This window comes from Mucilaginibacter sp. cycad4, assembly GCF_034263275.1.
Lineage (GTDB): Bacteria > Bacteroidota > Bacteroidia > Sphingobacteriales > Sphingobacteriaceae > Mucilaginibacter.
Window position 1 is genome coordinate 5,072,173 of the sequence record NZ_CP139559.1, and the last position, 26,507, is coordinate 5,098,679.

Consider the following 26,507-nt stretch of genomic DNA (forward strand, 5'->3'; position numbering starts at 1 on the left):
TCTTCGTAATGTTCCGCGCTTAGGTCGATAAGTATTAATTTTCTGCCTGCCTTGACCCAAAGGCGTTTCTCATTTTCAACATATACACGGTGATAGCCTGTATAGCCTGGTAGTTGATAGGAGTGTTCATCGTCAATATGGATGTATTGAAAGGATGTACCATTATAAAGATTGACCATTCCCTCCGTAACAATAGCCATTCTTCCGTCGGGCAACTGGTTTATGGCTCGGACCTCATTGTCTGAAAGCCCATTACTGCTTTCGATTGGGGTAAAGACGTGAAACTGCTGGGCAAATACGCCATTTCCAATCAGCATCGCTATAATGTAGAAAAATACTCTCACAACAGTGTCTTTAATTTCGATTGATCTCTTGTCTCATGTTCAGTACTAAGGGGAACTAAAAAATTTATCGGCAGCCGCGTAGTATTGGGTTACTTTGCCGTTTTTTTTATTTAAATATACGCTTCCTGACAGGAGTTGGTTAAACCGAATGTTCGAAATGGGTTTAAATATACAACTTTTCATTTGCACCGAAGCTATATTGAACTGCATACAAATATGGAAATGAGGTACCGCGCATTTATATACATAGATCATCGTTTCCTCGTTAAATCACATTTTTACAGACAAAGGCGCTCCCTTTGAATTTGAGTGCTATATTCCTTTTCTATAAAAAGAGGCTTGTGATGTAAGTCTACAAATGAAATTTTTTCGGTGTTTAGGTTTAAACCGACCTCTTTGGAAGTACTTTTTAAATGCACAGTATTGCTTTCCTCATTTACGGTGAGATTTTTCCATTCGGGCTTCTCGATCACAGAAAGGCCTTGCTTCTTCAAAAAAGATCCTTCCGGTGATTTAATTATTCTGCCAATGGAAGAATAAAAAAAACGAACTTCAATGTCCATGAACCGGGCATTTTCTTTTATCGCCAGTCGGGTTATTTGAAAGTCCTCCGCAAACCTTCGCGAGGTAAGAAGAAGGAGCATAACAGCCCCTGGGTATGTAATCCTCATGTGATTTAAATAATTGGTTTATAGCGATTGTAAATTTAAATGACGGCACTCTATCTTAACAATAATCATGATGAAAAAAATATTACTCTCGTTGAAATTCGCTTACATATCCTCTAAATTACAGGAAAGTTTAAAAAAGTTTACTAACACAAAAGCATAGCTGGCAACAATTGGAAAACGCCAGATTTACTGGGGAGATTCCGAAGCCATTGATCATCAGTTTGTCCATTTAAAATAAGATAACATCGAAAATTATTGAGTTAAGAGATTTAATTTCATAGTTTTCAGTTTGATCCAAATAAGAGTAATTACAGAGGAAAGAAATATGATTTGCCGGGATTGTTGTAAGTGTCATCTGAAAAAAAAATCAAAATTCGAGCCTCGTTTCGGGTACAACGCCGTAGTTAGGCTTATAGCCCCCCAAGTCAATAATTATACGATCAAGTATAACGCCAGGATCGACGGCATAGATCTTAAGATAATGAGCACCTTTTTTAAGTGCCCGAATAGGCACTGTTCGCACGGCTTGGTTGCTTAAAACATTTTGTTTCCATTCCTGAGTTCGTGCTGTACTGTTAGATTTAAAATTCAACAAGTGCAAGGGGCCGTTATCGATAGAAAATGCGCAACGTACCTGGTAGCTTTTATTTAATGGAAGCGTAGGTAATGTATAAATATAAATGTCAGGTTGGCTATCGTGTTGAGTATAAAAATGATAAGTAACGTACGCGGCCGATGTCTTGATTTTCAAGGTATCCTTACTGCCCATTGGCCTTTTAGATTCCGCAATAACCGATTTGCCAGTGTGACCCAGTCCATCGACTTTTTGCCAATACTGGTCATGCTGATTACGAATTTCGGAATAATGCTGAGCATAAATTGATAAGTATCTACTCTCTTCCAAAAAATCATTTATGTTCTTCGCTGCATTGATGGGCGTATTGTAAGCCTCTACTTTGATCCTGTAAGCATCACCGGCTCCACTAACATCGATATATCCTTCACAGTGAGCCGACCGGGGCGTTTTCGTCCAGTCGACAGTAACCCATATTCTGGTTTGCTTTTTACCGTTTTTACTTTCCAAACGGCCATTTTTCAACGATATTTTTATCCAGCTGCCGGAGGTCTGAGCGTTCCAGGATATTTTGGCAGAATCAGTCAAAAATACATCTATGAAGTGAGAACGCTCCACACCTCGCACAAACTCTGGTAAAACTGATTTTTGCCTGATTGCGGTGTCTGATCCTTCAGCGGCTACGGCCCATCGTGCAGTTTTAGAAAGATTCAACTTTATCGTTTCGGGAGGGTCAAATACCGCTAATCCTCTTGGCTTCATGCTCATCATGTTTTTCCACTTACCGCCGCTTAAAGTGTCGTTGTAATAATCAGTTGCTTTTACAATTTGTTCGTAAGCGGCAATTGACATTTGCAGGTAATCGATACTACTGATACGGTTCTGTTTTGAATATAGCCACGCTTTATCGCGGTAGAGAAATTTTTTATTCATTTCGGCCGAACCTACTATAGGATAATAAACCAATTGATAAAATGGCGACTTTATAGTTGATCCAATGTTACTCCACAAATTTTGCACTTGTTTTTCTATGTTGTTGTAGTCGTCTATGCGACGCTGCCCCTCATCGCCATAATTAAAGTGGTTGTAAGCTGTAAAACTGGTTGAAGTATTGGGCTCAGTCTGACTCCACCCCATAAATTCAGGCCGTCTTTCAAAAGCGAGATTGTAATATAACCACATTAATTTACTGACTTGTGACCCAATGCCGGGAAATAATCGGGTGTACCAGTGGGATAAATGCTCGTGTGTATAACTGCTTCGCCTAAACGGCAAAACGTTGTAGGCCATATCCATGAAAAATTGAATATTGTATTCCATCGGTTTAATATCTCCAACGTTAACTACCCACAGCCGATTTGCACCTGTATTATAAGCTTTCATCATCTCCTCACGAATAAGCGAAGGATGAGTTGTGCTTAACCACAGGTAATCGTGAGGACGGCCCCAGTAGGAAATATGATAATAAACTCCCGAGCTTCCAGAACGCTTTCGCTCGACGCTATCGCTCAGGCGTTGAATGTAACCGTAATTATCGTCAGGCCAGACGAGGGTAATATCGCTGGGCACCTGTAAACCGTTGTCATAAAAATCCAATACTTCTTTATAAGGAGTGAAGACCTGGGGAATAGTCGTAATATCCTTATGATTATATTTGAGCAACAAATCGCGCTGATCTTCAATTATTTGCTGCAAAAGCGGCACAGCCTCCCGTGCGGTTTTAACTCCTTCCATCTGGCCATCATGCACGCCGCGCATCCCCGTCGTGTATACCACGTCATTACCGCTGCTTTCTTTTACCCGTTCTTCCCAATATTGGTCTACCTTCGTTTTGTTAGTCAGATAATTGAAGTTACCCATTGTTTTTTCGTTCCATTCGCCCACATTATTACGCAATAATGGTTCGGCATGTGAAGAACCTATTACAATATTATAAAGCGCTGCTGTTTCCTTATTGCCAGGCACTGAGTAAAAGGCGCTCGTCCCCGGATGCATGGCTGGCCAGATAAAGTTGGCTTTCAACCTTAAGAGCAGTTCAAACACCTTAGCATAAGTTTTAGGACCGATATTTTTAACTTCGGGCTCAAATGTATGGGACGCCCATGGACGCAAGCCCCAGTCCTCATCGTTGATGAATATGCCCCGGTATTTAATGGAAGGTGGCGCAGATATATACTCTGGCTGGGAGAGGATTAAATGCCGGGTTTTGTTTACGGCGACATCGGCCCACCAATACCATGGCGATACGCCGATTTTATCGGAAATCGTAAAAACACCATAAGCTGTTCCCCTGGTATCACTCCCAGAAATAACCAATGCTTGGGAAATATGCTTATTTGGATGATCAACAACCTTTAGAGCAAAGGTTTCCCAGCTGCCTTGCAATTTCCTATTTAGAATTGATTGGTGGGGCAAAAACGCTTTGACAAGTCGGGATGCAATATTACCAATGACGATCACCTGCCCATAAACATCATTTGCCGACGTGCGAATTGCGGGTCGCTCATCTGTTACCCGTTGAATATCATCTGCCAATAGACCCGCACATACCGAATCTAATTTTGGACCGGTTTTATCGTAAAGTATAGTTAATGATTGTGCGTTGCCTGAAATCTGAAATTGCTGGGCTATTACAATGCCTGGCAGCAGTGTTATCAAAAGCAGAAGGAATGTGATGCCAATAAATTTTTTCATTGATCGCTGTAAATTTTCATGTCCTGCTCTAAGCCTCATGATTGCCATAATAAATCGCTTACTGGAAAAAATTATAAAAAAAAAGGCACCGGCGAACAGCTTGTAACCAATTATTAAACCATTATGATGAGAGAGCGAAGACAATTTATATAAAGATGGCTTATGCCTTTTTGCGGCAAAAAAATTTATAATCATTTGCATATCGTGGACAATCATATTTTCGTCAAGCTTAAAAGTTTAATCAAGCAAAGTAAACTTGAGGTCGCTAAATATTATTTTACCTTCGCCGTAAGCAAACAGGCCGGGAAGCATACTTTGGAAATCATATAGTGTATTGTGATTGTAGCCGGTAATGTCCATGCCCCACGCTTCCTTATGCCAAACTTTGCCATCTTTACTCCAATAACCAGTGACCGTATTATTGTAATTGCGCAGTTTTAGCCATAAGGAATTTCCATCGTAGGCATTTCTATTTTTTATAGCCCCTTTGCGAAATCTGAGCCGATCTTTGTCGTTTAGCCCTGTACCTACATAGTAATCGGCATTGTAAAACAATAGAATGCCTGCAGTTGTACCGGGGGCCCTGTCCACTTTAACGCTGATTTCATAACGCTCTGCGCCGGCCACGAATAGTAGAGGTGCCGAATCCTGCGGATTATCGCCTTGTGCCTTTAATGTCAAGGCATGATCTTGAACCATTGCCCGATCAGGATCATATTTTTTATAATATTTCCAGTCGAGGCCGATTCTGAAGTCATTCAAGTTTGCCAAACGATCCTTAGCGGGGCCTTTGACCGGCTTTGCTAAAGGTTTTTCGATTCCCGTACCTGTAGGTGCTTTCAGCCAGCCCTCAAGTGTGATTTGAATGGGTTCCAGCAGCGTTTGCCTTCCCAAATTCAAAAAGTTTTTTTCGTATCCATGATAGACCATCCACCATTTGCCGTCCGGAGCGTCGACCAAAGTGCCATGCCCTTTATTCCACCACTTTTCATCTTCGTTATAAGTATGAATCAAAGGGTTATTCGGTGCATTTTCCCAGGGACCATTGATCGATTTAGACCTTGCGACAACGACCATGTGGGCAGTAGCCGGACCTGCCGTGCCACCCTCGGCGTTGATATAATAATAGTAATTACCTATCTTCTGGACTTTGGGGCCTTCTAATGCCATACCCTCGGTTATCCATTCGTCCGGAAACTTCCAACCGCTATAAACTCTTTCCGAGCTACCGGAAATAACGGATAAACCGTCGGAAGCCAGTTTAGCACGCATACCGCCGCTAAGAAATAACCAGCGTTGGCCAGTCTCATCGGCCACATGATAAGGATCGATAGAACCGATTTTGAGATCGATCGGATGACTCCACGGCCCATTGGGGCTATCCGCGTAAACCACGAAGTTTCCCTTGTTGGCGATGGTGAAATAAATAAAATATTTATCCTTGTATTTGGTGATGTCGGGGGCCCAACAGGGGCCGAGATAAGTTGACAGCGCATAACTGACAGGTTCCCAATTCACCAGATCGGTTGAATGGTAAACCGTTAATCCCGGAAGGTAATCAAAAGCAGAATGCACCATGTAATAATCTTTGCCGTCCCGCATGATGCTGGGATCGGGAAAATCACCACTCATTACAGGATTTAAGTAGGTGCCATTGCCCTGATCGCCTTTTTTTTGAGCATTAACCGTAATGGCAGCGAATGCCAGGGCCGAATAGAGGGTGATCTTTATATAAAGTTTCATAGATATATAGGCAATTAGTTAGCCGATGTTTTACGAGATTAAAGTTATTTACCGGCCAAACGCAACGTACTGCCAGCTTTTGCCTTGATTTGATTGTTTGAAAAGGCGACAGTTCCCAGATCGATCCATCGATTTCTTTTATCATAATAGACGTTGCTCAGATTGCTGACCTTTATTGTTGCACTTTCTGAGCTACGGCTGGTATGTTAAGAAAAGTCACTACCGTTTGCTAGGTCAGTAATATCCTGCCTGCGGCTTTTAGACAATACTAATACTTCAGCTTCATGTTTTATGTCGAAAAGTAAGCCTTAAATTACAGGCAGCAGCAAGCAATACTTGCTGCTGCCTGTCCTGTTAATAACCGGGATTTTGCGGATAACCTCCGGAATCAAGATCAATAGCAGATTGGGGAATAGGTCGCAAATAATATTTATCGATTACTCCGCCAGGATTTGCTTGCTTGGTAAGCAGGTTATTGGTGAAAGCGCGATCAAGCTTATGTGTGCGTTTCAAATCCAGCCAGCGTTTAAACTCGCCCTCCAATTCGCGGGCGCGTTCATCAAGAATGAAATCGACGTTAATATCGGATGCTGTGATTTGCATGTTCTGGCCTGGAAGTGTCGCACGTGTACGGATAACATTTATTCGATCAGCTGCAATGTTATTCTGGCCTAATTTGAAATATGCCTCAGCAGCGATAAGATAAGTTTCAGCCAGGCGGAAGATAAATACATCCCGTGTACTGGTGTAGCTGTTCGATTGCGCACCCGGAAGAACGGCTGAAGGGTCGTAAAATTTATTGACCATTGGGAACATTTCTGCACCGCCAATATTGCTAAAATTCTGCTTCCACTGATCAAAACGGATAACCTGAACATTTGGATTTGCAAGTTTCAACGCAGCTTCATCGGCAGCGCTGAAGGTTTGGTCCCATTTAGGGAAATAAAAGCGTAAATCACCCTTTGCCACCGGTTTGCCGTTTAAGGTAGCAGCTTGCGACGCATAGAACTGGCTTAGAAAGGTCCCATCATAACGAGCGTCTTTAGTAGTGTTAAAAAGCGTATATACGTATTGGGTTGGCATGAAATCAGCTATCCGGCGGTTATATACGGGGTCACCTTCATAAAAACCTGGCTGTTGCCAAATGCGCCATCCGAAAAAAATGTTTTGACCATTGCCGAGCGTCTTGGCACCATTGTACAAACCAAGGCTTTTGGCATCGTATTGAACAGACCAGATAATTTCCTTATTTTGCTGATTGGCAGGCTTAAACACGTCCGCAAAGTTGGGCAGCAAAGTGTAGGTCCCGCTATTAATCACCTGATCTGCGAGCTGCGCAGCTTGGGTAAAATCAGCGGAACTTCCATAACTTTTATAGCCTCTGGTCAGATAGATCAAGGCAAGGAAATGTCTTGCTGCTCCCTTAGTAACACGCCCAAAGTCAGTTGTCGTTTCGTCAACGTTGCTTAGTGCTGTATTTAAGTCAGATATTATTAAGTTGTAGACATCCTTTTCTTCGCTCGGCGTAAAATGGGTAATGGGACTGCTGATCTCCTCAGTTACAATAGGAACCCTGCCCCAATTTTCAACCAATAAATAATAGTAATAAGCTCTGATGAAGCTGGCTTCGCCAACCCGCTTTTTGGCTAGTGCAAGGTCTATCCCTGGAACAGACGGGCCACGATTGATAGCGGTGTTACAGCGTTGAATACCTGAATAACAGGAATTGAAAGTGGCACTTACGCCGGAATTATCGGCGGCCAGCGTATTGTATTCATCTAAAGCTATAGCCCTTGTCTGACGGTCGCCTAATGTACCGCTCACTGCCTCCTGATCGCCTCTGGTTGTCACATCGGTACCGTATTCAAACAGGAAAGGATCGGCATTGTAAGTGCTGCGCAGAGAACCATAACAAGAGTTAACCAGCGATTCATAACCCGCTGTGTTGGTATAATAGTTTGTACTTGTTATACCGCTCAAATTTTCTTCTTGCAGATACTTTTTGCATGAAAAGTTTCCAAGAACCAAAATCAGAATTAATATATAAAATATCTTTTTCATCTCAAGTTGAATTAACAGTTAAAAGCTAAGGTTGACACCTACTAAGTACACTGCTGTACTGATTGCCGTACCAAATGTGTTTTGCGCGGCCCATTCTGGGTCGAAGCCATTATATTTCGTAAACAACACTGGATTTGTCGCCGTAGCATATACTCTCAGACTGTTGACTTTAATCTTTTGAAGGATAGAGGACGGGAATGTATATCCTAACGTGATGTTATTAATCCTTACAAAATTTGTCGACCGATAAAGTGGCGCTGTAGTATAAGGGCCGGGATTGCCGGGCTGCCACCATTTGCTTGATGGATTGGCGGGTGTCCAATAAGGTTCGTTGATTTGATTATAAACTTGGTTATAGTTCATAAACGTAGCATCAAAGCTGCTGTTGAATTGCTCGCCCTGACGTGTATAAACCAAAACGTAAAGATCTAACGGGCCATAGCGGAAGGTATTGGCAATTGAACCGGTCCATTTTGGTGTTCTTTGACCTAAAATCGCCTTATCACTTGCGTTAATGGCTCCATTACCATCCAGATCTTTCACGCGGATCTGACCGGGTTTCTGATTGTATTTTGCTGCTTGGGCTGCTTGGTCGGTTTGCCAGATGCCGTCGAATACGTAATCATAGTTGACAGAAACTGGCTGGCCGATGAATAGAACGTTACCTACGTCGTTTTTTGTACCACCGTATAACTGTGTGATCTCATTTTTGCTTGCTTCAAACGTGAACTCGGTTTTCCACTGAAATCTTTTTGCTTGTATGTTGATAGTGTTCAGCGCAACCTCGATACCTTGATTCTTCATTTGACCTACGTTTGACGCAACCGAATTGAAACCTGTTTCGGGAGGCAGCTGGCGATTTTGAAGGATATTCAAGATTTTGCGGGTATAAATGTCCACTGAACCTGACACACGGTTATTGAAAAGACTGTAATCGACACCAAGGTTAAGCTCTTTTGTGGTCTCCCAGGTTAAGTTTTGATTAGCCAATTGATTTGGCGCATAACCGTTTGCCAACGTTCCGCCGAAATCATAGAACGTTTGGCCAAGCGTAGCCTGGGTAGAATAGGCGCTAATGCGGTCGTTACCGGTAGAACCATAACTCAACCGAAGTTTCAAATCGTTAACCGAAGTCAATTTTTTCATGAAATCCTCCTGCGAAATACGCCAGGCAGCCGATGCAGAAGGGAAAAAGCCCCATTGATGACCTTCAGCAAGGTGAGATGAACCATCGTAACGGCCGGTTGCGGTTAGCAGGTATTTATCTTTAAAATTGTAATTCACACGTCCGGTAAAGGATGCTAAACTGTATAATGTATAGTTAGTACCATAGCCCTGCACGGTACCACCAGTTCCAAGATTATACCATAAGGAAGCATACGGCAGACCAGCCACGGTAAGCGTACTTGTTTCACTGCGGTCTTTCTGCATGCTTTGAATTACCGTGGCGGTTAAATGATGAGCGCCAAACTGCCTGTCGTAGATAGCTTGATTATCCCAAACCCAGGTGAAATTGTCGCTGGTACTATACGAACCGGTTGTTGGCTGTGAACCGCCAACAGATTGCTTGCTCTGTGGGCCATAATACGTACCACTTCTGCCGCCAACATAACTCGGCGAAATAGTTGATTTGATAATGAAGTCTTTTATTGGTTGGAATTGGACATACAGATTGCCAAAAGACCTTAGACTCCGGTTCTGACGCAAGTCATTAGTTTCGTCAAATAAAGGATTGGTTACTGCGTCGTTGTTGAAAACACGAAACTGCGGAGCACCACTGGCATCGTAAGGATTGGTAATAGGCGGTAAACGATATGAAGAGCGCAGCGTTTCGTAACTGCCTAAATTGGTTAGGTCCTGTACCAGGTAAAGATTGATACCCGCTTTCCATTGATCGGTAATTTGGCGGTCAACATTGCCGCGTAAATTGTATTTTTTGTAATTTTCGGGTGTTACGTTACCATCTTCAAACAAATAACCTGCGCTCATCGAAAAACGCGTTTTTTCATCACCTCCACTGGCAGTAATATTGTGGTTCATTTGGACTGCATTTTTCAAAACAAGATCTGGCCAGTCGGTATTTATCCCGCTATTATAATTTGCGATGAGATCGGAACTTAAAATATCGGCAAGCTCGGTACTCTTACCTGAGCCCTGAGCTTGTGCAATCCGGTAATCAACATATTGCTGGCTGTTCATCATATCAGGTAGATGCACAGGACGCTTTTCGCCTACATATGAGTCGAAGGTGAGTGTTGTTCTTCCGGCTTTACCATGCTTGGTCGTAACGATCACCACCCCTTTTGCACCGCGCGAACCATAGATTGAGGCCGCAGACGCATCTTTCAGAATGTCGATTTTTTCTATATCTGCTGGGTTCAGATCATTCAGACCACCGGTTGTGGGTATTCCGTCGATTACATATAAGGGTTCGTTTGACGAACCAATGGAGTGGACGCCACGTATGGTTACACTATAGCCGGAACCGGGTTTGCCGACGGTTTTTTCAACATTCGCGCCCGGCACGGTACCCTGAAGGGCTCCGGTAGGGTCACCAGTTGCTGCACGGGCGATTTGGGTAGAATTGACTGACGAGATAGCCGTGGTAACATCAACTTTCTTTTGGGTACCATAGCCTACTACAACAACTTCATTCAACTTGCTGTTCTCTTCTATGAGGGTAACATTCAAGATCGTTTTATTTTGGACCGCCACTTCCTGGGTCGAAAATCCTACAAAGCTGAAAACCAAAACCGCATTTTCGTCCGGTACGTTAATGGAATAAACACCGTTGATATCGGTTGCAACGGCTTGCTGGGCTCCCTTTAATTTAACTGTAACACCAGGTAGTGGCTGATTGTGAATATCGGTAACTTTACCGGAAACTTTTATAATCTTTTTTTCCTCAGCGGGCTCGTCTTTTACAAAGATTATAATGGTGTTATTCTTGATGCGATAAGAAAAAGGCTGGCCGGTTAATGTTTTTTGCAATGCCTGATCAAGCGTAGCATTTTTAATTTTAACATTAACATATTCGCTATTATTTATGAGTTCGGCGTCGCAAAGCAGGCTCATACCGCTTTGCTTGCGGATATCATCTAAGGTTTCCCTTAAAGTTGCGTTAGTTTTATTTAAGGTTATCCCTTGTGCGAGTGACGCTGCATTAACGTGAATAAACGCAACCAAGACAAGGAAAAATGTGAGTTTCATAAATCTCCATAATTTAGATTTAAAACAAAAAGGCACGACGTGTCGAAGTGTAGTAGTATTTACATACATTTGAATGAGGTTTTTAGTAATTGGTTATATTGGAATATGATCATCTGAAGCCCTTTCTCAGCCTAACCGCTGATCGATGACCAGAAGCTGGCGGGCTTCTGGTCTTTTTTGGGCGATTTTTTGTAAAAGCTTATCGCATCAAAATCACCCTCCTTCCGTCAATTTTATACGTTAACTTGCCTGCAATGGCAATATTATCCATCAACTCGTTGATTGTTTTATACCGTGATACAGTGCCCCATAATTTTTTCCGAGTGGTAATACCCTGATAGTCAACCTCGATATCGTACCATCGTGCGGCTTTTCGCATTACTTCTGCTACACTTTCATCGTCAAATATGAAAAGCCCATTCTTCCAGGCTATGATTTTTTCGGTGTCTGCTTTGCGGACTTTTAACTGGCCGCTTAAATCATTAACAGCCATTTGGCCGGGAACGATCAATGCCTGAGCACCGTTATAATTCACACGAACGGACCCTTCGAGCAATGTGGTTTTTATTGATCTTTCATCTGAATAAGCTTCAACATTAAAATGGGTGCCTAAAACCTGCACTGTTTGGCCGTTACTCAATACTTTGAACGGCTTACCGTTATGTGCAACTTCAAAATATCCTTCACCAGTCAACTTCACCGTACGTTCAGACTTTGTGAAAGCAACTGGATAACTTAATGTGGAACCGGCGTTTAACCAGATGTGCGTTCCGTCTGATAGCACAATATCGTAGGTGCCCCCGCGAGGGGTTTCGATCTGATTCCAGGCGTTCAGCTGTTGTTGCGAACTACTATCAGCAGAATAAATTATTTTGCCGTTTTGAAGCTTTTGAACGCTCACGCCACCTTGCTGGGCAATCTTACCATTAGGGGCACCTGTTAATTGCACTGTCTGACCATTACTTAATGTCAGAATAGCTTTGTTACTTCCGGGCGTAATGTGTGATTTTGCAGGACGAACAACCCGTGCAACTCCTTGTGGTTTTTCAGGCGTACGAAATAAAACCGTTGCACCAAATATTAACACAACTGCTGCTGAAGCCCACCAATACCAGGCAGGTGATTTTTTTTCTCTTTGAGCAGCTATCTCCGTTCTTATATTGTCAAGAACAGTCTCCGTTTCTTCTTCGGTTACATCTGCCGCACCGCCGTAAAGCGAAAGGTGTCTGTGTAAAGCAAGCTTTAATTCACTCTCAACATCATCGGAAGTAAAATAGTCTAATAGCTCCGCTAACTCTTCAGGTGTACATAGATCATTCTTATACTTCGTAAGAAGCTGATCGAAACGGTTCATAATTTGGTTATTTGTATAGTTTACGAATGAGAGATAACTGATAACTACTCCAAATTCATTTTTTTTTGAAATAGCTCAAATTCTTTAGATCGGGATGGGTAATTACTTACGAATATAGTTGCAGAGCATGAGGGCAATAACCAAAGAGAGTTCGCCATTTCTTAAAAGGAAAGAGCGTATTTGCCGGTTTGCTTTAACCATGTGATTGTTCACGGTAGCTAGTGAAATATTTAACAGTTCGCTAATCTCCTGGTGGCTTTTACCATCTAATTTACTTAAAGTGTATACTTTACGACATTGAAACGGGAGATGATCAACGGCATCTGAAAGTAATGCATCGTTTTCCTTATTGATTAATTCCTCTTCGACATGGGTATAGATTTCGAGAGCCTTTTGCATCAGATCGCAACGTTTTCTGACATCCAGGGCAACTTTTCGCAAATGATCGTATACTAAATTCCGAGTAATTGTAAACAGGTAATTCTTGAAGGATTTTTCGGGGTCAACAGCTTCCCGGCATTCCCAAATTTTCAAAAAGGCATCCTGCAAAATTTCGTCGGCAATCTCTTTGTCCTTAACGAGCATACGAATGTTGGAAAGCAAATAACGGCTGTACATCCGGTACAACTGTTCGAATGCGCGCTGGTTTCCACTACGTAATTGGTGCAGCAATAATTTTATTTCTACCTCAGAATTGCCCTGCATAATTGGTTTAATGCCTCGAAAAGCAAATCAATTATAAGCAAAAACGGGGTAATTACAAAACCCCAACCCTCTTCTTTCATTTCTGGTCATCTATATTTACCGCATATCGCAGATTATGGTTCTTGTTAAGTGCATAAGTTGACAGGGTATAACATTTAAGCTCCGCGGGTGCATCATTGATAGTGTAAAACTCATATACAAGCGCCGGACGCTGCTTAATATACTGCTCGGTCAAATCAATTTTTTCGTTGGGGCTACTTTAACGGCAGCGACTCCATCGCTTTTTCCGTCATCCCCAAGCCCTCAACTTCCGTCCGTTGGTCTGTTCCCTAGCCATTTTTAGAATGGTAACTTTTCGCGTAAATTGAAACATAACCATACATGTTACTTCCGTTTCTTCCATTTGAAAATTTCAAACCAGATAACCGCAACGAAACCAAAACCGGCACGGTCAAAATGGAGCCGCCGCCGCCAATAAGGCCAAGCGAAATACCGATGAATAGAAATGCGGAATGAGCTAACAGGTGCATAGTGGAATTTTTATGCAAATATCATTACGTGACGATCATGCGCCGGTGACTTAGGTCACGTTTCAAAAGTCAATCTGCTAATATTTATTGAATCACACAGCCTTCTCCCACTTTGTACTTATTGCAACAAAACTTTTGCAAAAAGTAAGTTGTTTTTTATTGATGTTTGTGTTTTAGCACTTGCATGAATAAACTGCGCCATACCCGTACAATGGACGTTACCGTATTAATGGTAATGATGCTTTATTTTCTTGTTGCAACTACACATATCTTTTTTATTACGCAGCAGCACGGTCAGGTCTCTAAAATACAGATGACCGGTAACTCAATCTTTAAGCGGAAAACCGAAATGGCTACCAGCAACGCAGCTGATCAAGTACTGATTAAACGGCCGGACAAGTCAACCTTTGAAGAAAAAAACATCGTCACTGATGTACTTAACTCAGCGGCCGGCTTTTTTATACTGCTTTTCTTTCTCCCGTCGGCCTGGCTGTTGAAAATCTCGTTTCCTACCCGTTCGTTAGATGAAGCCCGCTTACCGCATCACACATTTTTATCCCTGCAAATTATCCGGATCTGAAACTGGTATTAACACCATGTTTTAATTGATCATACCGCCTGCACCACCGTGACAGGCCTATTAACTTTATTCGGATTTCTATGCAAAATATCAAAGCACCATTATTGGTGCTGCTCTGTCTTAGCTTGGCCAGCAACAGTCTCGGCCAGCAATCTAAACAGCCTATCCGCCTTGCCGATCTGCTTAACCGAGTTAATGAAAAAGCGCCGGCATTGCTGGCCGATTCTGCCGCCATCGACATTCGGCAAGCCCAGGCCGCTGAAACGCGCAGTAACTGGCTGCCTAATTTTAAACTTAATTATCAGGCCGATATCGGCACAAACAACAACACCGCCGGACCATACTTTGGCTTTGGGATCGTACCGGGCAATTCGCGCGGCGTTAGAGCCGAAAGCAATACCAGTGGGATATTGACTAACTTAGGTATTGCCGCGCTTGATTGGGAGATTTATAATTTTGGAGCCTATGCCGCTCAAAATAAGGTGGCTAACTTAGATATCACTGTTGAACAAAACCAGTTTCAGCAATCTAAATACCGCTTGCAGGCTTATACCATTGGTGATTATCTACAGCTGCTGCGTTTGCAGGATTACCTGAATATACAAGCCCGAAACATCGAACGCAATCAACAAATCAGGCGATCTATCCAGTCGTTGGCTAAAAGCGGCGTCAGGCCCGGCGTAGATACCAGCATAGCTGAAGCCGAACTTTCAAAAGCAAGGCTAACCTATATTGAACTGGATAACCAGCTTAAACAAACTCAATTGCAGTTAGCTGCGCTAAGTGGCATGCCTTATCAGGCTATCCTGGCCGACACCTTAGCAGAAACTCGCTTGATCTCGCGAACAGACATCCCCAATATCCTCGTTGCAGATACCGCTAATCATCCCATCATCAATTACTATCAGTCGGTTGTGCAAAATAGCCGCGAAAGAGAAGAGCTGGTAAAAAGACAATATAACCCAAAGATATTGTTAGAGGCTGCTGCCTGGGGTCGCGGCGCAAGTATTGATGGCAACGACCATTATAACAGCCTGTCCAGCGGCTGGGGCTTTGATCGTAACAATTATCTGGTGGGCGTTGGTATCTCTTATAACCTTTTCGATCTGCGCCGGAAACAGTTAAAGCTGCGCACGCAGAAATCTGCTACTGACTATGCGCTGCGCAGATTGGAAGAACAAAAAAATCTGCTGGAGTTAAGCGTAAATCAGGCGGATGTGGAACTAAACACCGCGCGGCAGCGCCTGACCGAGATTCCTAATCAATTGAAAGCAGCGACTGCTGGATACCGCCAAAAGCTATCCTTATACAAGAGCGGCCTAACTGATATCATTGAACTGAATACCGCTCTAAATATATTATACCGTGCTGAGACCGATTATGCACAGGCCCGCTTCGCGTACACTAGTGCTTTATTTCAAAAGGCGGTTACGGTCAATAACCTAAGTTCTGTTTTAAACCTTTTAAATTAAACTATTATGTCAATGGTCACCTCAGCACTGAAACGGCCCATCACCGTGGTAGTCATTACCCTCAGTTTGATGATCTTTGCCGTGCTCAGCGCGCTCCATATACCCATAGATATTTTTCCGCAGCTCAATCTGCCAACTATCTATGTGATCGAATCTTACGGCGGCATGTCTCCGCAACAAATGGAAGGATTCTTTAGTACCCGTTTGCAGGACCAGTTCCTGTACGTAAACGGGATCAAAAATATTTCTACCAAAAATATCCAGGGCCTTACGATGCTCAAGATCAGCTTTTATGAAAGCACCAACATGGCCGAAGCGCAGGCGCAAGTGGCTCTACAGGTAAACCGTGCCATGAAGTTCTTTCCACCCGGCGCTTTACCTCCGCAAGTGATCCGTTACGATGCGTCATCTCTGCCGGTCGGCCAATTGGTATTATCGGCTCCTGGCCGCAGTCTGAAAGAAATTTATGATATGGCCGCTACTCGCATCCGGCCGATGTTTGCCTCAGTTCCCGGTTTGTCGGCACCGCCCCCATTTGGTGCAAATTCTCGCTCTATAACCGTAAGTGTTGACCCCGCTAAGATGCGCAGTTATGAACTGACGCCGGACGAGGTGGTACAAGCGCTGGCAAAATTCAATGCCATGTCGCCATCCGGTAACTTGCGGATCGATAATACCATGTTTACCACAACTATCAATTCCCTGGTAAAAAAATCTGAAGAGTTCGGCGATATCCCGATCAAGACCAAGAATGGTGTATCCGTGCTGGTAAAAGACGTTGCCCGAGTGGCCGATGCATCTGACATTACAGTTGATTATGCACTTATCAACGGCAAACGGTCGGTTTACATCCCTGTTGTTAAGACTGCTGATGCCTCAACCTGGTCGGTGGTACAGGGGCTCAAAAGCAAACTTCCCGAGATGCAGAGTTTATTGCCTGATGATATTAAGGTATCATATGAGTTTGACCAATCTGTGTTTGTGATCAATGCTGTTAAAAGCTTGATAACTGAGGGCGGCTTAGGCGCTTTACTAACGGGCTTAATGGTATTATTATTTCTACGTGATTGGCGCAGCAGTTTGATTGTAGTGATCACCATTCCTGTTTCGATTTTATTAGGAGTGATGCTATTGGGTGCCTTTGGGCAAACCATTAATATCATGACCTTGAGCGGCCTGGCACTGGCTATCGGTATCCTGGTCGATCAGGCAACGGTGACCATAGAAAACATCCACCAGCATTTGGAAATGGGCAAGTCTAAGAAACTGGCTATCTATGATGCCTGCGAGGAAATTTCGTTTCCGCTGTTGCTAATACTACTATGTATTCTTGCGGTTTTCGCTCCCTCATTCCTGATGAATGGAGTACCAAAAGCTATGTTTTTACCGCTCTCGATGTCGATCGGTTTAACGATGATCGTGTCTTACATTTTAGCACAAACGCTGGTACCGATTTTGAGCAATTGGCTGATCAAAGCAGAACAATACCAGCACTACGAACATGGGAAACTGCATGCCCATGCCGGCGAGGCAATGAATAACCAAGAGGAAGACCAGGTAAACGATCACTTAAAGCATGAACAGGAAGAACCGAAAAAAAATGATCTTTTTGAACGTGTAAAGTTGCGTTTCATGGCCATTATTACCCACTGGATGCCCAATAAAAAATGGATAGTTCCGGTGTATCTGGTAGCGGTGGTGGTTTTGGCGGGCATTGGTTTTGTGATCATCGGGAAAGATATGATGCCCAAGCTGAACAACGGTCAATTCCTGATCCGCATCAAAGCACCGGACGGAACACGCCTGGAACGTACAGAAGATAAATTTAAACAGGTATTGAGTATCATTGATAAAACTGTTAATCATCATGTGGAGATCAGTTCGGGTTATGTGGGGATTATTCCCAGCAGTTACGGCAGCAGTAACCTTTACATTTTCAATACAGGCACCCATGAAGCCGTGTTGCAGGTAAAACTGGATGAAAGTTATAAGGTAAGCATGGACGAATTGAAAGATGCGCTGCGCAAAAATATCAGCCATGATTTGCCGGATTTACGCATCACCTTTGAGCCAATTGATATGACCGAAAAGATCATGAGCCAGGGCGCCGCCACACCGATTGAGATTCGGGTGGCAGGAAAGGATATGGCGCAGATTGAAAATTATGCCAACAAGGCGGTAGCCAAATTGAAAAAAATCAACTATTTAAGAGATGTACAGATCGTGCAGCCGTTAAAAATCCCGGTGATTGCGATTACGCTCGACCGGCAAAAAGTATCCCAATTCGGTTTAACCGTAACCGACATTGCCCGCTCAGTAACTGCCAGCACTTCCTCGAGCCGCTTTACAGAGAAGAATCAATGGTTGGACGAGGACAAACAATACACCTACCAGGTGCAGGTACAGATCCCGGAGTATACCATGAATACCATGGACGAGTTGAAGGAAATACCGTTACTTAAGGGACAAAGCACCCCGACATTGGCCGACGTAGCAGACTTTAAAATGACCTATGCGCCGGGCGAATATGACCGTGCAGGTCCGCGACGTTTCCTTACTGTCAGCGCTAACATTAACAAAATGGACTTGGGTACGGCAACCGCCGACGTTCAAAAAGTATTGAAGTCAATCGGTAAGCCACCAAAAGGATTGGTAGCCGAACTGAAAGGGATGACCAACCTCCTGACAGAAACCATGAGCAGCTTACAAAGTGGTTTAGGTTTCGCCGTATTGGTGATCTTCCTTTTGCTGGCCGCCAATTATCAGTCGTTCAAGCTTTCTCTTACCGTACTTTCAACAGTACCGGCAGTTATTTTGGGGTCACTCACCGCCCTGTTGCTAACAGGCTCAACACTGAATTTACAATCCTATATGGGTATGATCATGTCTACCGGCGTATCGGTGGCTAACGCGATCTTAATTGTTACCAACGGTGAAAAATTAAGAATGGAATTCAAGGATGCCACACGCGCATCCATAACCAGTGCTGCCATTCGTTTACGACCTATCCTGATGACCAGCCTGGCCATGATGGCGGGCATGATTCCGATGGCATCCGGCTTAGGGGAAGCTGGTGAACAAACTGCACCTTTAGGGCGCGCAGTTATCGGCGGCTTATTTGCGTCGACTTTAGCTGCCTTATTCATCCTGCCTTTGGTATTTGCCTGGGTACAGGATAAAACCACTTACGATTCACCATCACTGATGCCTGAAGAAAACATGGCTATCAAAACTTCAACATTATAAGAACATGAAAACCAAATTCATCATTATAGCTTCTGCAGCACTATTTTTCGCAGCCTGCTCTGGTAATCAAAAACCGGTTGATCTGACCGAACAAAAAACTATCAGTAATAAAAAATACGAGATCGGCACCATCACTGAAAAGGCGTTATCCAGTTATGCTCGCTTGCCCGGCCAGTTAAATCCATTCAACGAAGTAAATCTGTTTCCTAAGGTTAACGGCTTTGTTAAAACGGTATTGGTTGATCGCGGAACCCAGGTACGCAAAGGTCAGCTACTATTAACGCTGGAAGCTCCTGAAATGGAATCGCAGTTGCAGGCCGCTAATTCCCGTTACCTGCAGGCGCAGGAATCGGCTAATGCAAGTAAGGAAAAATACAGCCGTCTAAAACAAGCTGCCACAGAACCCGGTTCTGTTTCCCCGCTTGAATTGGATAATGCACTATCACGTATGAAGTCAGACCTGGCTATTGCTAATTCTGAAAAAGCAAACGTGGGTTCTGTTGGAACCATGCAGGGATATCTTCGCATATATGCACCTTTTGACGGTACTATCGTACAGCGCAATGTATCTCCAGGTGCACTGGTTGCACCCGGCAAAGCGACCGATCAGCCGATGCTCGTTTTACAGGATACCCGGAAACTGCGGCTTGAAGTGGCTATCCCTGAAGATTATGTTGACAAGGTGAATTTAAAACAGGCCGTTACTTTTACCTTTAATGCAATACCCGGCATTTCTCATAGTGCCAAGATCAGCCGTTCGGCCAATGCTTTAGGTATTATGCGCTCAGAAGCCATCGAGATTGATGTGTTAAACAAAGATGGCCAGCTAAAACCGGGCATGTATGCCGAAGTAAAAATACCGATGCGCTCCGGAGCCAAATCATTATTGGTTCCGAACTCTGCTATCGTTCGATCTACAGAAAGGAAATATGTGATCGTTGCCAGGAATGACAAAGCTGTGTTAACGGATATAAAGGAGGGCCTAACCGGAAAAGACGCTACCGAAGTGTTCGGAAACGTGAAGGCTGGCGACCGGATTGTCTTGAATGCAGGCGATGATTTAAAAGACGGTGATACCATCCGCTAAATTGCCCCCCGGGTGGTTTCCCGGGGGGTGCTCAAATAACGCACCGGTTAAAATGTGACCTTTTCATCATCCCGTTGCAGTCGTTGGCCAGGAGGAACTTCGTTCCCGCTTTGCTGTAAACGCTGTTTTGTCTTGGTAAACGCAAGGAATCTGTATGGGCTAATTCGCAACGTCGGGTAGCCCTAAGGTGGCCTTGCCTTTTAGATCCTTTCTCCGTTCGGGCTTCTCAGCATCGACCGTGATGTCCTCATTCAACAGTAGGTCAAAAGCCGGCCATGTCCTTCGGATGCCCCGTCCGGCAACGGTAGCCGGATCGGCAGCCGCCTTTTGACCTTTCGAAGTCCGTGCCCCTCCCGCTTTGCCGACTGACCGGTTCCAGGGATGGCGGTCCGGATGTTTCCAGGTGTCTTCATTTAGCCTTTGCAGAGGCAAATTTATACCTCTTCGGCTTGCAAGGCCAGGCTTCGTGCCCGAAAAAAATCTCCACACCTCCGCTTACGCTCCGGGTCGTATTTTATTTCTATGGCAGCCTTGCAAGCCAGCCCCCCGCGCAAATTTTCTGCCTCTATCAAAGGCCAAATGAGGTTTTCCGCCGAATGGGTCATAACAGAATTTATTAACGCATTAATTAAAAAAATCATGGAAATCACCGGGAGATTGGTAGCAGACGCTACCGTGAGAGCAGTCAATGAGGACAAAAAAGTAACAGGGTTCAGGGTAGCGGTTAACCGCCGCTACAGATCACAGGGCGAGCGAAAAGAGGAAACCGCCTTTGTGGATTGCACCTACTGGCGCGGGGCGGGTATCGCACCCTATTTGAAAAAAGGCATGGTCGTACAGCTTTCGGGTTTTATGACCGCTGAACCATGGGTAAGCCGTGACGGTGAGCCGATGGCAAGCCTGCGCTTTCGCACCGAAGAAATCAACCTGCTGACTAAATCGGCCTAACCTGACACTAAGTAACAGATTTAAAAACTTTAAAAATTAAACAAATGGCACACCATCTTTTTTATAACGGGCAGACAGAGAAACACAGTTTTTTTAGTGTAAAAGAAAAAGCCTGGCACGGGCTGGGGCAGATCGTGGAGGATTACCCCACCAGTGCGGAAGCGATACGCTACGCAGGTTTAGACTATATAGTGGAAAAACGGCCCTTATTCACTAATGCCCTGAATAATGAACTGACCGGGTTTGACCCGGATTTTGCCACCTCTAAAATCGAAGTACCCGGCTGCTTCGCTACCGTGCGCAATGATAACGACAGCGTGTTGGGCGTAGTGGGCAAAGACTACGAAGTGGTACAAAATGCCGATGCGTTCCAGTTCTTCGATGCGATCGTCGGGGGCGGGGATGGTATCAAATACGAAACCGCAGGCGCTTTAGGCAAGGGCGAACGCATTTTCATTACGGCCAAGCTACCGGATTATATCAGGGTCGGTAAACAGGATTTAATCGAGCAGTATTTATTCCTGACCACTTCGCACGATGGTTTCGGCAGTATCACCGCCGCTTTTACACCGACCCGTATCGTTTGTAACAATACCTTAAATGCTGCTATGCGCAACCATTCAGGGGGTATCAAAATCAGGCATACCGCTTCCGCTAATGACCGCCTGAAACAGGCGCACACCTTAATGGGCATTTCGCATGTAATGGCCGGAGAATTAGAAGAACTGTTCAATCATTGGACACGGGTGCGCATCACCGATGCGCAGGTGAAAAAGCTGATACAGGTGGCTTTAGCGCCGAACAAAGAAGTGATTACCAATTTGGAACTGGGCTTACTGGATAAGCTATCCACCACCTACACCAACATCGTGGAAAATGCCTATGCCTATGCGATGGGTAACCCGACCCAGCAAATGGAAACTACCGCCGGGACATTGTTCGGGGCTTACAATGCCATCACCGGCTATTACCAAAACGTGCGGAACTTCAAAGACGGCGATGCCAAATTTAAATCCATCATGGACGGCACCGCCAAACAACGGGGGCAGATCGCTTTCGACCTGTGCGGACAATTCGCCAAAAATGGTGCGGCTGCGCTGAACCTGAATTAATCCATCAGGCAGGGGAGCAATTCCCCTGCTTTTATTCCTTTGAATTATGAAAACACAACACAGTTATACGATACCCTGCGGGTTGTTACTAATCGCTTTTTGCCTGTTCATCCGCTATGTTATCGGACGGCGCAGGTTCAACCGCAGGGGGATTGCAGGTTTGCAGCAATTCAGCAGTTACCGCAAATTCGTGGTGACCACGACCATCGAACGGGTAATCCTGTTCGTTGCTAACCTGTGCGGGTGCGCAGGGATTTTTTTACTGGCCGTTGCAGGCTTTAACCATCTAAAACTTTAAGCCATGGGCATTTTAGCAAATAAGACCGGGCGGAAAGCGCTTACCATTTTAGGTCAGACGCTCAAGTTTTTCGACCAAACCGCACTGCTATACATGAGTGCGGCAGATGCCGGGGAAGCCCGAAAAGCCGAAAACCTGATAAAGGGCATTATTGAAGGCAATGGCTTTACCGCCCGAAACCGTAACGGCAACTATATTTTATTCAAAACCACTAAAATTTAATGACCATGAAGACGAACTTTTTTGAACAGATAGCAGGCTTACAAATCAATGGTAACCTGCTCTTGAATATCCACCACGATGAAACAGGCGTAATTACCGTTTCGACCGTTTTGAAAAAAGGCAACATCACCGCAACCGCCGGGAATAGTTTACCCCCGATGTTGTTCAAAGGCACAGCCCCCGAACTGGACGAGGGATTTTTTAGTCAATTCGCACAGCCGATAAAACAGACCGTTGGCCTCATCAATAATTTGGAAGCCTACCAAAAAGAACTGGACAAGGCCAAAAAGAACGGCAAGAATGATAAGGACAAAACCGCCAAAGCTACCGAACCCGAAGACGATAGCGAGGATGAACAGAACCTGTTTACCCAACAGGCCGATTATACCGAAGCCAAAGCGGAGAAAAAACGCCTGTTCGACGATGCGATGGAAAAATCAAAGGAACTGGCTAAACAAATGAAGTACGCCGAAGCGTTGGCGCAACTACCCGACCCCGCCGACTATGCCGATAAAGCCGAACTGATAGCAAGCAGGCGCAAGGAAATCGAAGCCGGAAAAGAGATATACGACAAGTTAGCTAACCAATTCAAAGATTAAGCAACCGCCATGAAAACATTCATTTTACCGAGGGTATTCCTGCATAAGGAAAACGGGCAGGAGATTCGACTGACCGACCCCAACGACCAATTTACCATAACTGATGTACAGCACTTTTATGCAGGCACGTACCCCGTGCTGACCAATGCGAAGATCATCGGCCCGGAGATCAAAGACGACGAAGCGCAGTACCGCTTTGAAAGCACGATGGGAACGAAAGGATAGCCATGAAAAAGAGCACAGTTAACCGGGTTATAAAAATCAATACCAAAGGCGACCAATGGAAAATACAGCAATTGTTCGGGGAACTCGCAGGGCGGTTAGACCGCCTGCCCGATGCCGACGAAGTAAGGCGCAACCCCTTAAGGAGCGCACCCGCAGGACTAACGGAAATGGTTTTCTGAACCACCGCTTTCTACCCTTTTGGTCATTCAGCGGGAACAGGGAAAGGATAGCAAGGGAGTATTTTCACTCCCTTGCCAATCTCTGCGCTTACTACCAAATTCCTGTGCCGCAAACAACCCTGCCGTTCCCGCAGGATATTTACAGCACCTGGCAGGAAGCGGCCAAACAGGTTAGCGCCATCGACCCCAATTTTCATTGCCAGATTTTGCAGGATAAAGGAAAAAAGGCCGTTTTGTCGGTAGTGAAAACCTTTGATCTGAGCAACTGCCTGTTCTATATCCCGGTCAGGGCTTACTGGATTTGGTCGCAGACCGCCGGACAGGAGCGCATCACCGAACTCGTCACGGTCATTTTCGCCTACCTCCATCAGGTCGTTGAAATACCATTCTACGCCGAAAACGGCAGTTTCCTCGATTATCAATACGATACCTTGGAACAATGGATAAACGAAGCGGAGGACGAGGGTAACACGGACGAAGAAGAAAAGGCTTGGCGTCAGCATCAGGAAGATACCTTATATGAAATGCGCCGGGCAGGCGGCCATATCATGCCCGTCATCAAAAATCCCGTTTGGTTAAAGCGCATGGAGAAAGTCGTATGGAACTACCGTCACCGTGATGCGCACGAACTGGAATGGGAACTACTGGCTATCGAATTTTTACAGCTTTACCGCCAGTACCCCAAACGTTCCCTGCCCGATTGCATCCATCCCGGTTTGGTTTACCCCGACGAGGAAGAACGTATCCGGGTTGACCAGTATACCGGTTTCTATTGGAGCGACCGGGATTGTTTTCAGGACGAATTAATGAACATGATCAATTGCAGTTTTCAGGAAATGCCCGTCATGGACGAACCCACCGCCGTTCATTTTTTCGATACGCTCCCCGACCCGCAGAAGGTGGATTTTGATTTTGAGAACCGCCTGTTCGGTTTGATGGAAAGATTAAGGGATTTATTAGACCAATACGACCATGAAGAACATCACCCAACAGTTTAACACGGGCTTTGAACCGTTCAAAGCCTTGCTGATTTACAAGCATGAAAAGGAAGCGGAAATCAACCAGTTTCAGCGAAATGAGGAGGAAACGCAGATATACGTCGAAAGCTATGATATTGGTAAGGATGGCCGCCCCATCAATGCCCATCCGTTGACCTTAAAGGAAATGACGGCCTTGCATGCTTTACTGCAAACCTCGCCGGAACTACAGGACACCTGCCTGAAAAGTAAAGGACTGCTGCCGAACAAGGTATTATATGTCAATCAGCAGGCCAACGGCTTTGCGGTTTGGTACACCCCGCCGCAGGAAGTGACCTTATTTTTTGTGGATGGCCTGCATATCCCATCGGGTAAATTTCCTATTCCCGCCATGCTTTGGAAAGCCAACGCCGACACCTTGTGTGTCTATGCGGTCAAAGGAAAAACCAAACCCCATGAAAATACCAAGCTCTGCCATGCCCCCTACCTCAACATCTACGGGAGCGGTCAGGTCTGCATGGGTACGGTGCAGATCAATATCGGCAAATCCACCTGTTTGGAGGATTTTATGGCCACATGGGAACGCTATTTCTTTAACAGCAATTTCAGCCATTCCATTAGCGGGAACAACAGCACCAAAACCAATACCACCGATTTGTGGCGTTCCCTCACAGGCTCAACCGAACCGTTCCCCCAGGAGGAGCTATTAACTAATCATTTGACCCTTAAACAACTCATCCGATGAAAAAGCAAAAAATCAATAAACCCGCTGTACATATCGTCCAAAAGGAGCTGTTACAGCCCTATAACCCCGTAACCGTTAATTTGATTGGTGCAGGCGGTACCGGCAGTCAGGTATTGACCGCACTTGCAAGAATGAACCATGCGCTCACCGCTTTGGGACATGCCGGCGTATTTGTCCGGGTTTTTGATGATGATAAGGTGGACACGGCCAATTTGGGCAGGCAGTTATTTACCACCGCCGAATTAGGGCATTACAAATCCGTTGCCCTGATTAACCGCATCAACCGTTTTTTTGGAACGAGCTGGAAAGCCGAAACCATCCGCTATGATAAGCAGTCGCTGAAAAACAAAGAAGTAGGAAGTGCCACGATTACGGTTTCCTGCGTGGATACGGTAGCCGCACGTTACGAGATTGCCGAAATATTAGCCCACCTGACCGACAATTACGGCGGCCGCAACCGGGTAAAGTACTGGCTCGATTTCGGCAACAGCCGTTCAAGCGGTCAGGTCATATTATCCACCCTTGATAAAATCAAACAGCCCGCTTCGGAACTGTACCGCCCCGTGGAAAGCCTGCCGATGGTAACGGATGAATTTAAGGAACTACTGGCGGCCTCGGAACAGGGCGACAACACGCCAAGCTGTTCATTGGCCGAAGCCCTGACCAAGCAGGATTTATTCATCAATTCGGCATTGGCCAACTGCGGGGCTTCCTTGCTTTGGCAGATGTTCCGTGAGGGCATCCTATTTAATCGTGGGTTTTTCCTTAACCTGGCTGATTTCAGGACACAACCGCTGAAAGTAGCTTAAATAATCATTAGGCCACCTGCCGGAATCTCGGCGGGCGGGCGTATGCCCGCCCCGATTTCGCCCCGTGCTTTCGCATTGATTTTGGAGGATCGGTGAAACCACGGGGCGCTGCATTTTTTTGA

Annotated in this window: 23 protein-coding genes; 14 read left to right on the plus strand and 9 right to left on the minus strand. The window is 44.9% G+C overall.

Going from position 1 to position 26,507, the window contains the following annotated elements; genetic code table 11:
- Positions 1-622: 622 nt before the first annotated feature.
- The 9 genes from SNE26_RS20565 to SNE26_RS20600 form a co-directional block, all read right to left on the minus strand.
- On the minus strand, positions 623-1,015 hold the full coding sequence (locus SNE26_RS20565; protein WP_321555775.1) for an alpha-glucosidase domain-containing protein: 393 nt from the start codon (positions 1,013-1,015) through the stop codon (positions 623-625).
- Between the two features lie 367 nt (positions 1,016-1,382).
- Entirely contained in the window at positions 1,383-4,499 is a 3,117-nt protein-coding gene (locus SNE26_RS20570) for a glycosyl hydrolase 115 family protein (protein WP_321555776.1), read from the minus strand.
- Between the two features lie 21 nt (positions 4,500-4,520).
- Positions 4,521-6,026 carry a family 43 glycosylhydrolase gene (locus tag SNE26_RS20575; RefSeq protein WP_321555777.1) on the minus strand — a complete coding sequence of 502 codons (1,506 nt, stop codon included), beginning with the start codon at positions 6,024-6,026 and terminating at the stop codon, positions 4,521-4,523.
- 354 nt (positions 6,027-6,380) lie between these two features.
- The gene (locus SNE26_RS20580) at positions 6,381-8,087 is read right to left on the minus strand and encodes a RagB/SusD family nutrient uptake outer membrane protein (protein WP_321555778.1); all 1,707 of its coding nucleotides are present in this window, start codon (positions 8,085-8,087) and stop codon (positions 6,381-6,383) included.
- A gap of 18 nt (positions 8,088-8,105) precedes the next feature.
- Positions 8,106-11,297 (minus strand): TonB-dependent receptor, encoded by a 3,192-nt coding sequence (locus tag SNE26_RS20585; protein WP_321555779.1) that lies wholly within the window; start codon positions 11,295-11,297, stop codon positions 8,106-8,108.
- A gap of 199 nt (positions 11,298-11,496) precedes the next feature.
- Positions 11,497-12,651 carry a FecR domain-containing protein gene (locus SNE26_RS20590; RefSeq protein ID WP_321555780.1) on the minus strand — a complete coding sequence of 385 codons (1,155 nt, stop codon included), beginning with the start codon at positions 12,649-12,651 and terminating at the stop codon, positions 11,497-11,499.
- A 102-nt stretch (positions 12,652-12,753) separates the two neighbouring features.
- Positions 12,754-13,356: an RNA polymerase sigma-70 factor gene (locus SNE26_RS20595; RefSeq protein ID WP_321555781.1), complete on the minus strand. Its 603-nt coding sequence runs from the start codon at positions 13,354-13,356 to the stop codon at positions 12,754-12,756.
- 76 nt (positions 13,357-13,432) lie between these two features.
- On the minus strand, positions 13,433-13,591 hold the full coding sequence (locus tag SNE26_RS29570) for a hypothetical protein (protein WP_373695584.1): 159 nt from the start codon (positions 13,589-13,591) through the stop codon (positions 13,433-13,435).
- A 94-nt stretch (positions 13,592-13,685) separates the two neighbouring features.
- Entirely contained in the window at positions 13,686-13,886 is a 201-nt protein-coding gene (locus tag SNE26_RS20600; RefSeq protein WP_321555782.1) for a hypothetical protein, read from the minus strand.
- Between the two features lie 184 nt (positions 13,887-14,070).
- Here SNE26_RS20600 and SNE26_RS20605 point away from each other — a divergent pair, with 184 nt between their 5' ends.
- From SNE26_RS20605 to SNE26_RS20670, 14 genes are all read left to right on the plus strand, one after another.
- Positions 14,071-14,466, plus strand: a complete 396-nt coding sequence (locus tag SNE26_RS20605) for a hypothetical protein (protein WP_321555783.1) — start codon at positions 14,071-14,073, stop codon at positions 14,464-14,466.
- 80 nt (positions 14,467-14,546) lie between these two features.
- A complete protein-coding gene (locus SNE26_RS20610) occupies positions 14,547-15,938 on the plus strand; it encodes a TolC family protein (RefSeq protein WP_321555784.1) in 1,392 nt (463 codons plus the stop codon).
- A gap of 12 nt (positions 15,939-15,950) precedes the next feature.
- Positions 15,951-19,184 (plus strand): efflux RND transporter permease subunit, encoded by a 3,234-nt coding sequence (locus tag SNE26_RS20615; protein ID WP_321555785.1) that lies wholly within the window; start codon positions 15,951-15,953, stop codon positions 19,182-19,184.
- Positions 19,185-19,188: 4 nt separating this feature from the next.
- The gene (locus SNE26_RS20620; RefSeq protein ID WP_321555786.1) at positions 19,189-20,271 is read left to right on the plus strand and encodes an efflux RND transporter periplasmic adaptor subunit; all 1,083 of its coding nucleotides are present in this window, start codon (positions 19,189-19,191) and stop codon (positions 20,269-20,271) included.
- 522 nt (positions 20,272-20,793) lie between these two features.
- Entirely contained in the window at positions 20,794-21,219 is a 426-nt protein-coding gene (locus SNE26_RS20625) for a single-stranded DNA-binding protein (RefSeq protein ID WP_321555787.1), read from the plus strand.
- A gap of 44 nt (positions 21,220-21,263) precedes the next feature.
- Positions 21,264-22,331, plus strand: a complete 1,068-nt coding sequence (locus SNE26_RS20630) for a DUF932 domain-containing protein (RefSeq protein ID WP_321555788.1) — start codon at positions 21,264-21,266, stop codon at positions 22,329-22,331.
- Between the two features lie 46 nt (positions 22,332-22,377).
- On the plus strand, positions 22,378-22,629 hold the full coding sequence (locus tag SNE26_RS20635; RefSeq protein ID WP_321555789.1) for a hypothetical protein: 252 nt from the start codon (positions 22,378-22,380) through the stop codon (positions 22,627-22,629).
- A gap of 3 nt (positions 22,630-22,632) precedes the next feature.
- Positions 22,633-22,851: a hypothetical protein gene (locus SNE26_RS20640; protein ID WP_321555790.1), complete on the plus strand. Its 219-nt coding sequence runs from the start codon at positions 22,633-22,635 to the stop codon at positions 22,849-22,851.
- 5 nt (positions 22,852-22,856) lie between these two features.
- A complete protein-coding gene (locus SNE26_RS20645; protein WP_321555791.1) occupies positions 22,857-23,450 on the plus strand; it encodes a PRTRC system protein E in 594 nt (197 codons plus the stop codon).
- Between the two features lie 9 nt (positions 23,451-23,459).
- On the plus strand, positions 23,460-23,675 hold the full coding sequence (locus SNE26_RS20650; RefSeq protein WP_321555792.1) for a PRTRC system protein C: 216 nt from the start codon (positions 23,460-23,462) through the stop codon (positions 23,673-23,675).
- A gap of 2 nt (positions 23,676-23,677) precedes the next feature.
- Positions 23,678-23,854: a hypothetical protein gene (locus tag SNE26_RS20655; RefSeq protein WP_321555793.1), complete on the plus strand. Its 177-nt coding sequence runs from the start codon at positions 23,678-23,680 to the stop codon at positions 23,852-23,854.
- A gap of 104 nt (positions 23,855-23,958) precedes the next feature.
- Positions 23,959-24,852, plus strand: coding sequence for a hypothetical protein (locus SNE26_RS20660; protein ID WP_321555794.1), 894 nt, complete (start codon positions 23,959-23,961; stop codon positions 24,850-24,852).
- Positions 24,827-25,576 (plus strand): PRTRC system protein B, encoded by a 750-nt coding sequence (locus SNE26_RS20665; protein ID WP_321555795.1) that lies wholly within the window; start codon positions 24,827-24,829, stop codon positions 25,574-25,576. Before SNE26_RS20660 ends, SNE26_RS20665 begins: the two co-directional genes overlap by 26 nt.
- Positions 25,573-26,385 (plus strand): PRTRC system ThiF family protein, encoded by an 813-nt coding sequence (locus SNE26_RS20670; RefSeq protein WP_321555796.1) that lies wholly within the window; start codon positions 25,573-25,575, stop codon positions 26,383-26,385. The genes SNE26_RS20665 and SNE26_RS20670 overlap by 4 nt, the downstream gene beginning before the upstream one ends.
- The last annotated feature ends 122 nt before the right edge of the window (positions 26,386-26,507 follow it).